11 protein-coding genes are annotated in these 10,176 nt (G+C 38.6%); all 11 read right to left on the reverse strand.

The genetic code is table 11. The annotated features are described in order from the left end of the window. Nucleotides 1-42: 42 nt before the first annotated feature. Nucleotides 43-456 (reverse strand): nucleoside-diphosphate kinase, encoded by a 414-nt coding sequence (gene ndk, locus ABYK33_RS10075; RefSeq protein ID WP_373033052.1) that lies wholly within the window; start codon nt 454-456, stop codon nt 43-45. A 162-nt stretch (nt 457-618) separates the two neighbouring features. Further along, nucleotides 619-981 carry a 4Fe-4S dicluster domain-containing protein gene (locus ABYK33_RS10080; protein WP_373033053.1) on the reverse strand — a complete coding sequence of 121 codons (363 nt, stop codon included), beginning with the start codon at nt 979-981 and terminating at the stop codon, nt 619-621. A gap of 121 nt (nt 982-1,102) precedes the next feature. After that, on the reverse strand, nt 1,103-2,260 hold the full coding sequence (metK, locus tag ABYK33_RS10085) for a methionine adenosyltransferase (protein ID WP_373033055.1): 1,158 nt from the start codon (nt 2,258-2,260) through the stop codon (nt 1,103-1,105). A gap of 192 nt (nt 2,261-2,452) precedes the next feature. Further along, a complete protein-coding gene (dxs, locus tag ABYK33_RS10090) occupies nt 2,453-4,255 on the reverse strand; it encodes a 1-deoxy-D-xylulose-5-phosphate synthase (RefSeq protein ID WP_373033057.1) in 1,803 nt (600 codons plus the stop codon). A gap of 4 nt (nt 4,256-4,259) precedes the next feature. After that, complete coding sequence (locus ABYK33_RS10095; protein WP_373033058.1) at nt 4,260-4,472, reverse strand: hypothetical protein; 213 nt, start codon at nt 4,470-4,472, stop codon at nt 4,260-4,262. Further along, entirely contained in the window at nt 4,469-5,563 is a 1,095-nt protein-coding gene (gene hisC / locus ABYK33_RS10100) for a histidinol-phosphate transaminase (protein ID WP_373033060.1), read from the reverse strand. Before hisC ends, ABYK33_RS10095 begins: the two co-directional genes overlap by 4 nt. A 34-nt stretch (nt 5,564-5,597) precedes the next feature. Continuing rightward, nucleotides 5,598-6,656 carry a chorismate mutase gene (gene pheA / locus ABYK33_RS10105; protein WP_373033065.1) on the reverse strand — a complete coding sequence of 353 codons (1,059 nt, stop codon included), beginning with the start codon at nt 6,654-6,656 and terminating at the stop codon, nt 5,598-5,600. Nucleotides 6,657-6,679: 23 nt separating this feature from the next. Further along, on the reverse strand, nt 6,680-7,891 hold the full coding sequence (gene lysA, locus ABYK33_RS10110) for a diaminopimelate decarboxylase (RefSeq protein ID WP_373033061.1): 1,212 nt from the start codon (nt 7,889-7,891) through the stop codon (nt 6,680-6,682). Between the two features lie 94 nt (nt 7,892-7,985). Next, nucleotides 7,986-9,068 carry an LptF/LptG family permease gene (locus tag ABYK33_RS10115; RefSeq protein WP_373033062.1) on the reverse strand — a complete coding sequence of 361 codons (1,083 nt, stop codon included), beginning with the start codon at nt 9,066-9,068 and terminating at the stop codon, nt 7,986-7,988. Further along, nucleotides 9,065-9,637: an aminoacyl-tRNA hydrolase gene (gene pth, locus ABYK33_RS10120; RefSeq protein WP_373033063.1), complete on the reverse strand. Its 573-nt coding sequence runs from the start codon at nt 9,635-9,637 to the stop codon at nt 9,065-9,067. The genes ABYK33_RS10115 and pth overlap by 4 nt, the downstream gene beginning before the upstream one ends. Nucleotides 9,638-9,655: 18 nt before the next feature. Continuing rightward, the coding region (locus ABYK33_RS10125) for a 50S ribosomal protein L25/general stress protein Ctc (protein WP_373033064.1) at nt 9,656-10,176 on the reverse strand (521 nt) is incomplete at its 5' end.

Raw genomic sequence — 10,176 nt, forward strand, 5'->3', positions numbered from 1 at the left:
GTGGAACCTATTTTGTCAAAAACTATTTTCATAGTTTTTTACTTAGTGAATTTCTCTCTGTGCAAAAAAGAAGTTAATTTCAATGTTCGCGTTTTCAACAGAGTCACTTCCGTGTACTGCATTTGCATCGATACTGTCTGCAAAATCTGCTCTGATCGTTCCAGCTTCTGCTTCTGCAGGGTTAGTAGCACCCATAAGGTCTCTGTTTTTAGCCATTGCATTCTCACCTTCAAGTACTGTTACAACAACAGGTCCTGAGATCATGAAATCTACAAGGTCCTTAAAGAAAGGTCTCTCAGCGTGAATCGCATAAAATGCTTCTGCATCTACACGTGAAAGTCTTGTTTTCTTAGTGGCTGCAATTCTAAGTCCTGCTGTTTCAAATCTTGCAAGAATCTGTCCTACAACGTTTTTAGCTACTGCATCTGGTTTAATGATTGATAATGTTTGTTCCATCTTTATATTCCTAAAGCGATAATTTACTTCCAAATTAAATTATGTGGAGAGTATTCGGGCGGAATTCTACCTAATAAAGTATTAAAATAAGTTTAAGTTTTGAAAGGGTCAAGCGGTATAAGTTGAGACTACCAAGTGGTAGTCTCTGTAAAGTGATGAAGATTAGTCTACTACAACGTTTTTATGAGCTGCTCTATCTTCTAATGAGATATCATCTCTCATTGGCATTTCAGCATCTGCATCTTCCATAACGTAGTTTAGACCATCAACGTAGTTTCCACCCATGAAGTGATCTTTGTGCTCAGCCGTGAATGGCATATCCCAAGTAATACAACCCTCTGTTGGACACGCTTCAGCACATGCTGGAGAGTCGAAGTGATCTACACACTCAACACATTTGTCAGGATATACATAGTATAATTCCTCACCCGTTGGATTATCATCCTCATCTACAATTGCTTCTACTGGACATTCGTCAATACATGCCGCACAGTTGATACAAGTATCACCAATAATTACTGCCATTTTTATTCCTTTATAGTTATATACGCAAACTATAGCTAAAGATTTTTAAAAAAAACTTTAATCTCTTTAGATAATTTGTTAAAGTATTCAAAAGAGTCAATTCATTACACTCTCACAAAGACTAAATGTTCAAATACTTCTTTATCTCATCTATTCTATCTGTTTTCTCCCAGTTAAACCCATCTTCTTCTCTTCCGAAGTGACCATAAGCTGCTGTTCTACGATAAATAGGTTTAAGTAGATCCAACGCATCCATAATACCTTTCGGTGTAAGATCAAAAAGTGACTCGACACAAGATGTGATCAACTCTTCATCTACTATTGCTGTACCGTGTGTATCAACATAAATAGAGACTGGTTTAGCTACACCGATCGCATACGCTATTTGCAGTGTTGCTTTATCGCACACACCTGCGGCTACAAGATTCTTCGCTACGTACCTTGCAGCATAAGCAGCAGAACGATCCACTTTTGTAGGATCTTTACCTGAGAAGGCTCCTCCACCATGAGGGCAAGAACCACCATAGGTATCGACAATGATCTTTCTACCTGTAAGTCCCGCATCACCTTGAGGTCCACCGATAACAAAACGCCCTGTGGGATTAATATGATACGTGATGTCATCAGACATTAACTCAGTTGGTATCACGGCTTTAATGACTTCTTCAAGTACTGCTTTTTGTACCTGTTCAAGTGTCACTTCCGGATGATGCTGAGTAGAAACTACGATAGTATCTATAGAAACCGGTTTCCCATCTACATACTTGACTGAAACTTGTGCTTTACCATCTGGACGTAAGAACGGGACAGTACCATTTTTACGTACCTCTGCAAGTTTGGCAGTGATCTTATGTGCCAGTGATATAGGTAAAGGCATAAGTTCTTTAGTCTCGCTACAAGCATAACCGAACATAAGTCCCTGGTCACCTGCACCGATCTCTCCTGAAGCCTGATCAACACCCTGGTTGATATCAGGGCTTTGCTCTCCTATACCGTTAAGTACCCCTGCAGACCTATAGTCAAAACCATAACTTGCATCCGTGTAACCTATTTCCCTTATGACCTCTCTTGCAATCTCTTGCATCGGTGCATAAGCTGTTGTTTTTAGTTCTCCTGCGATAACACAAAAACCATTGCTCAGTAACGTCTCACAAGCCACTCTGGCCTGAGGATCTTTTTCGATGATATAGTCGAGTATAGCATCTGAGATCTGGTCAGCCATTTTATCCGGATGACCCTCGGTTACCGATTCACTTGTAAAAATGTATTCGTTAGCCATTTTTTTCCTTTGTTTTATTTTTCTCACTTCTGCGCTAAAGAGCGATGCCCATAAACCACTAAATGATCTTCGGTGAAGCTTCGCCATATGGCTCAGAGAATTTTTTAAATTTTTGTTCACTGTCACTGAACTTGATGAAATATCTCAAAAGATACTTTATCAAACACAGATTTGATGTAGAGGTCATTTCCTCTACACGATCCTCTTTGCCAACTGCTCAGGTAATATCCCTAGAGACTCTTCTACCCGCTTTGTATTACCATGAGTGATAAAGGCATCATCATACTCAAACGTGGTCAACTCTACATCGTTTATCTTCTTTTGACTTAAGAGTTCCAAGATGGCTGATCCTACACCACCCAGTGCTGCAGAATCTGAAAATACAAACCATTTTTTATACTTGGCACTTAAAGACACAAGCATCTCCTCATCCAATGGTTTCACAAAACGCAGATCCAACACTGCAGGATTGACTTCAAGAAGTTCAGCTACTTGTTGGGCACGTCCGACACCATTACCGTATCCGATAAAAAGTATCTCTTCACCCTCTTGCAGTAAAATAGACTTCCCTAACTCATAGGCTGTACTCTCTTTGTCTTTAGCCAAAAATGCCCCTCTGGGGTATCTAAACGCACAAGGATGATCATACTCTTTGGCAAACTCCATACAAAGCTTCATTGTTGTTTCATTATAGGGTGCAAGCAATGTCATATTTGGTATACCTCTGAGGTAAGAGATATCAAAAGCACCTTGATGCGTCTCTCCATCTTCTCCCACTATACCTGCTCTATCCAATGCAAAAGCGACACCTAGATCCATAAGCGCTATATCGTGAATAAGCTGGTCAAAACCACGTTGCAGGAAGGTTGAATAGATCGTACAAAATGGCTTAAACCCCTCTTTTGCCAATGGTCCCATAGAGGTTACAGCATGTTGCTCTGCGATGGCAACATCCCAAAAACGCTCAGGGTATTTTTCAATAGCAGCACTCATGCCTGTACCGCTTGGCATAGCAGCAGTCACTCCTACCACTTTTTCATCTTCATCTGCAAGTGCTATCAAAGTATCAGAAAAAATAGCTGTTGCGGCTTTTGCACCATTCTTTTTAGGTGCTTCCCCTGTTTTAAGATCAAAAGCACTTACTCCATGCCAGTGTTCTTTCGTACCCTCAGCTATCTCATAGCCCTTCCCTTTAGTCGTTTGCGCATGAATGATCACCGGTTTACCTAAAGCTTTGGCTACTTCCATTGTCTCTATCAGTGATTCAATATCATGACCGTCTACAGGACCTATATACTCAATCCCCATCTCTTCAAATAAAATACCCGGGGTGATAAGTTTAAAGGACTCTTCAAACCTTTTTGCCATATACGTTGCACCTTCAGGTAAATGGTCAAGCACTTTTTCTACTTTTCCTTTGAATTTCTGATAAAAGGAACCAGCCATCGTTTGAGAAAGTAGTTTACTGATCGCTCCTATAGGTTTTGCGATACTCATTTCATTGTCATTTAAAATGATGACCACCGGGTATTTTCTGTCACCCAGTTCGTTCATTGCTTCATAAACCATCCCGGCAGACATACTTCCATCACCTATGAATGCAACAGGCACTCGCTCTTCACCTTTCAGTGCTATGGCTTTTGCTGCGCCCACTGCCAGTGAGATAGAAGTAGAACTGTGCCCTGCCACATAATAATCATATTGAGATTCTTTAGGTTTAGTATATCCACAGATGCCTCCAAACTGACGTAAGGTATCAAATGTATCCCATCTGTCCGTCAAGAGTTTATGCGCATACGCCTGATGGCTTACATCAAAGATAAAAGGATCTTTCTCTACATCAAAAACCTTATGCATCGCTATGATAAGATCTGTTGCACCCATAGTAGAACTCAAATGCCCACCATTTTTACTTACTGTATCCAATATCTTTTGTCTGATATCTTCAGCTAAAGTATTGAGTTCATCTATAGAATGTGCTTTTAAATCTATCATCTTTTTATTTCCCTAGTAAATAGGCACTTAGTAGTTTTTTTGTGAAAACTATCTGTGCATCATCATACACTAAGCCTATATTGTCAGCTAAATGTTTTAGTTCTTTTTTTGTTACTTTTTTCATCATACTGTGCGCTGCTTTATGTTGGATAAAGTCACTTAAAATAAAAGGTTCAATCTCTACTTCATTTGCTTTTACGATCTCAATTTTTTTCAAGCTGTCACTTCTAAAAAATGTTTAAAGAAAACATCATTTTGTTTTGCTGTGCCTATGGTGATCCGTATCGCATTCATTTCATAAGAAGCAAGGTTTCGGATGATCACACCACGCTTAAGTAAAGCATCTGCTATCTTGGTAGAATCTATACTCTCATCAAACAGATACGTGATAAAGTTTGTATAACTCTCTATGTATTTGAATCCCTGTGCATCAGCAAAAGCTTCATAACGTTTTATCTGTGCCTGATGCAAAGCGATAGATTCTGCTACAAAATCATCATCTTTACACGCTGCTATGGCAGCAGCCAAAGAGAGTGTAGAGATGTTAAATGGAGGACGCATTTTATAGAGTTCATGGATAAGCTCAGTTTGAGCGATACCATAGCCTACACGCATACCACCCAAGCCATACGCTTTTGAAAATGTACCGAGATAAATGACATTTTCAAACCCAAGTAGATCATTAGGCGTGATAGCATATTTCTCATCTTTGGCCGCAGCATACTCCATGTAAGCACCATCTACAACGATCAAGGTATCACTATCTACTGCATTGATGATCTCCAATACCTCTTCTTTACTCGTTGCATCACCAGTAGGGTTGTTCGGTGTACAAATGTAAATGATCTTTGGTTGATGCATACGGTATGCTTCCATAAACTCATCATACTTATGTTCATGGCTTGCCGTACGGATGATCTTTGCACCCATCTGCTTGGCATAGATCTCATACATGGCAAATGTCACGGCCGACATAAGTACTGAAGAATTTTCATCCAAAACAGCACGAGAGATAAATTCTAAAACCTGATCTGAACCCGCACCGATGATAATATTCTCATCTTTCACACCATACTTTTCAGAAAGTGCCGCCTTGAGCTCAAACATGCTGTCATCAGGATATAAGTGTGCTTTGTGTGAATTATCAACTATCGCTTTTGCTACTGACGGACTTGTTCCTATAGGGTTTTCATTAGAAGCCAGTTTCACCACATCTTCAGCAGAAATACCAAATTCACGTACCACAAGCTCTATAGGTTTACCCGCTTCATACGTTTTAATGTTTTGTAATACTTTGTTAAATCTCATTCTTCTTTTTCTCCATTATGACTTACTGCTTCTTTTAAATATCATCGATCTCTTTAACATATGAACCCAATACTTTGATCTCATCTTGATGCTTTTCTAAAATAGATTTAATATGAGCATCGTCCTTATGTCCGTTGAACTCTATGAAAAAGATCGACTCACCATCTACAATATGTGACTTAATTTTTGTCAAATTCACTTTCGCTTCTTCGAAATTATTGAGGAAGTCCACCAGTGCACCTGGTTTATCCAAAAGTCTCACAAGCAATGACGTTTTATCATTCCCTGAAGCTGCATTTTCAAAATCAGAGATGATAAAGAATCGTGTTTTATTGTTACTGTTGTCTTCTACATTGTTAAAGCGTATAGGTAAATTATTTAACTTTGCTGCTACCGCAGGACAGAGTGCTGCTGCGGTGTCGTCTTTAAGTGCAAGCTTGGCTGCCTTTGCCGTTGACTCTACGGGGATATGTTCTACTTCATCCAAGCCCAAGTCTTCCAAAAACTTACGACACTGTCCAAAAGCGATATCTTTAGAGTAAATTTTTGTGATCTTCTTGATATCATCATTCACTGTAGCAAAAGCCAAATGCACATCTATCATGACTTCAGCGATAATTTTAAGATCATACTCATCCAGACAATTGATCGTATCACTTACAATTCCATTGGAAGAGTTTTCTATAGGGATCACACCAAATTTCGCGGTGCCTCTTTTTACTTCACGAAAAATACCCGGTATAGAACTCATAGGCAGGTATGCACTCATCGCACCAAACTTACTTTCAGCTGCCTGATGTGTAAAACTTGCTTCAGGACCCAGGTATGCTACAGCTTCAGGAAGTTCCAGATTTCTGGCTACGGCAAACATCTCTAAAAAGAGTGCATCGATCGCAGCATCTGTAAGCTTTCCTTTATTTTGACTTTTGAGACGATTTAGAATAGCTTGTTCACGTTCAGGACGGTAAATAGGTGCACCTGTGGTATTTTTAACTTCACCTACCTGATGTACCAACTCCATACGTTCATTGTAGAGTTCTAACAATGCATTATCAATGTTGTCTATCTTTACCCTTAGCTCATCTAAAGTCATATTCAAACCCTGCCTTTTTTACTTTACTTTTCTAGATACTCAAGCTCTAAACGTACCTGATCTTCATACGTTTCACGCTTACGTATGAGTCTGTCTTTTCCACCTTCCAAGGCTACTTCTGCAGCTTTGTTACGTGTATTGTAATTACTCGCCATGGTAAATCCATATGCACCCGCAGAGTGTACCACAAGAAGATCATTATGATTCAATGGAGGAAGGGGTACATTTTTACCAAAGAAGTCACCGCTTTCACAGACAGGTCCTACCACATCTGCAGGTGTATTTTCACCCTCTACAAGTATCGCCTCTATCTTATGATACGCATTATAGAGGCTTGGACGCAAAAGGTCATTCATCGCACCATCTACAATGACAAAACGTTTTCCGTCATTCACTTTTTCATACAATACTTTGGTGAAGAATGCTCCCGCATTGGCTACCATGTAACGGCCTGGTTCGCATAACAGTGTCACATCTAAACCTTTGGTTGATTCAAATATAGCTTGAGTATATGCCTCGGCAGGAATAGTGATTTCATCATCATATACTACACCGATACCACCACCAACATCAAAGAATTTAATGTCGATCTTTATCGCTTTAAGTGAACGGACCAGATCTGCTACGATACAGCATGCCTCACGTATAGGTTCCAACTGTGTAAGCTGAGAACCTATGTGAAAATGAATACCTACAGGATTTAAAAACTCCGATTTATTTGCATAGATATACATACGTTTTGCCATATCTATCTCTACACCAAATTTGTTCTCATGCAGTCCTGTTGAAATGTATGGGTGTGTTTGAGGATCAATATTTGGATTAACGCGGATAGAGATACGTGCTTCTTTACCCAGTTCTTTCGCGACCATCTCCACACGTTTCATCTCAGCTTCGCTCTCTAAATTGAGAAGTAAGATATCCTGCTCCAGTGCTTCACGTATCTCATCATCACGCTTACCAACACCTGAAAAGATGATCTTGTATTTATCTACACCTGCAGTGAGTGCACGTTTTACTTCACCGATACTAACACAGTCAGCACCTGCGCCAAGCTTTGCCAAGTGAGCGATAACAGAGAGGTTTGAGTTTGCTTTTACTGCATAGTTGATAATAGATTTTTTACCTGAAAATGCATCTTTGAGTGTGGTATATCTATTTTCAATATAATCAAAATCATAAATATACAGAGGTGTACCATATTGGTTTGCCAATGCTTTATAATCAATATTCATTTATACTATCCTATATGCTCAATACCTTGAGTCTATTTTAGGGTGATTTTATCTAAAAGTTGATTAAAAGGTGCATTTAAAGTGCTACGGGGTATTAGACGAGGCTTTTTTCATTCGTATAGTAGATGTAAAGAGCATACACCCATAAAAGAATTACAGGCAATATAGCCGTCACTTCAGGAAGTAGAACACCGTTTGCCCCCATCTGACTTAAACCAAATAATATACCCCAAATTACAAATGTTGTAGCCAAAGAGAGTGCTATCACAGCACCCATATTCATCATTCTCGCATGGAAAGGGAGCTTAAAAAATAAAATAAGTAATAAAGCCATAGAGAAGAGTGGTACGATTACCTTATCATACAATGATGCCCTGATCTTATTGGAGCTTAGATTTTGCTTCTCCAACAATTTCCAGGTGGAATAAGCATCTAGTATATTCAATGCTTTACCCTCATAGAGTGATTCGATGATCTGGGGTTTATAGCCTTCTAATGTTTCTATATGCTCTTTATGCTCTACTGTGTATCTTTTCAATTCATTATTTTCATAGATGTGTGTTTTGAGTGTAGCATCATATGCGGTCCATATTTCACCGTCAAATGTTGCTATAGGAGCATTTATCGTATAACGTACCTGATGCCCTTCTACTTTAAAGATCGTAATGTCTTTGATCTTTTTTTCTATAGGATCAAGCTTGCTAATATAGACAAATGTATCATTATATTTGAAAAAAAGGTCATTGACATTATAAGCAGTCAATTCATTTTTAAGAAGGAATTCTGCTTTATCTTTTGCATAAGAAAATTGTGTAGTATGTAAGGTCAAAAAAATAAGATATGTCAGTGAAGCTACTGTAAACAATGGTATTAAAAGTCTTTTTTTATCGTATCCAAAGGCATGAAATGCTCCCATCGTATTATTTTTTACCAATGCAAGTTTTGTCATAATAAGTGCAAAAACAATAGCCAAAGGATAAAGTAATCCCAATGCCTCTTGCCACATGTAGAAGATATAGAGTACTTTATAATTTGAAGCAACTTCAAGTTTCTGCACATGTTGAAAATAATCAATCGCAGCAAAAGCAAAAGAGAGACCAAACAATATGGAGAGAAGATTTTTAATGTAGAGCTTAGCTAAATATCTAAAGTGCAATGAAGGATTAAACATGCTCATAGCGTTAAACCTTCTATGGATTTCAGACTGTACTTAGACTTGACTTCGTTAAGTTCCTCTCCAGATAGTACTTTACAAGCCTCTGCAACATGTGCTATCAGTGCATCTAACATAGAAACTTCATCTTGAGAAAAATCATGTAATACATAGTCTGATACTTGTGACTTATGTTCTGGTTTGCCCACACCTACTCTTACACGTAAATACTCTTTTGTGATATATGTATCGAGTGATCTGAGTCCATTGTGTCCACCATGTCCCCCACCTCTTTTAAAACGCACCGCACCAAAAGGCAGATCAATATCATCATGGATCACAATAATATCTTCAAGTTCTACTTTGAAAAAATGTTTTACAGGTTGTACGGATGTCCCTGAAAGGTTCATAAATGTAGTAGGTTTTAAAAAAAGTGTATTGGCAGCGCGATAAAGCTTGCCGTGAAAAGAATTTTTGGAAATATCTCGAGCAGAAAAATCATTAACAAGTTTGTCGATGATCTTAAAGCCGATATTATGTCGTGTATCTTCGTATTGTGATCCTGGATTACCTAGACCTACGAAGAGTATCACAACAGTGCTTTCATGCTATTATTTAGCTTTGATCACACCACAGATGGCAACATCTGGTCTGTCCATCATTTTACAGTTTGCAGGTACTTCAACATCTCTTACAAGAATTGATGCATCTCTTTCTAGTGGTTCTACATTAAGATCAAATCTTGCAGGCATATCTTCGATAGCGCCTCTTACTTTTAATCTTTTTTTAGACATAACAAGTACACCTTTGTTTTTAAGTCCAATTGGTGTTCCGTGCGTTACTACCGGTACAAGGAAGTTTGTTACCTGCCCTGGAACTGCTACTCTTAGATCTACGTGAGTTGCATCACCGTTTACCGGGTGTAGTTGATACTCTTGGATAAATACATTGATCTCTTTATCGCCAACTTTAACTGGGAATGCAAGTGTCTCTTTATTTCTTACTGTTCTTACAAATTCACCACGTTTAAATGCAGCGTTGATATTTTCAACACCATTTGCATAAATGTTTGCGATTAGATAACCATCTCTTTTAAGCTGCTTTGCATTACGCTTACCGATACTCTCTCTAA

Source organism: Sulfurovum sp. (genome assembly GCF_041562805.1).
In the GTDB taxonomy this organism is placed as follows: Bacteria; Campylobacterota; Campylobacteria; order Campylobacterales; family Sulfurovaceae; genus Sulfurovum.

Bases quoted from the DNA above. Each gene is read 5' to 3' on its own strand.
- ndk (WP_373033052.1), bottom strand. From the start codon at position 456: ATGGAACAAACATTATCAATCATTAAACCAGATGCAGTAGCTAAAAAC.
- ABYK33_RS10080 (WP_373033053.1), bottom strand. From the start codon at position 981: ATGGCAGTAATTATTGGTGATACTTGTATCAACTGTGCGGCATGTATT.
- metK (WP_373033055.1), bottom strand. From the start codon at position 2,260: ATGGCTAACGAATACATTTTTACAAGTGAATCGGTAACCGAGGGTCAT.
- dxs (WP_373033057.1), bottom strand. From the start codon at position 4,255: ATGATAGATTTAAAAGCACATTCTATAGATGAACTCAATACTTTAGCT.
- hisC (WP_373033060.1), bottom strand. From the start codon at position 5,563: ATGAGATTTAACAAAGTATTACAAAACATTAAAACGTATGAAGCGGGT.
- pheA (WP_373033065.1), bottom strand. From the start codon at position 6,656: ATGACTTTAGATGAGCTAAGGGTAAAGATAGACAACATTGATAATGCA.
- lysA (WP_373033061.1), bottom strand. From the start codon at position 7,891: ATGAATATTGATTATAAAGCATTGGCAAACCAATATGGTACACCTCTG.
- ABYK33_RS10115 (WP_373033062.1), bottom strand. From the start codon at position 9,068: ATGAGCATGTTTAATCCTTCATTGCACTTTAGATATTTAGCTAAGCTC.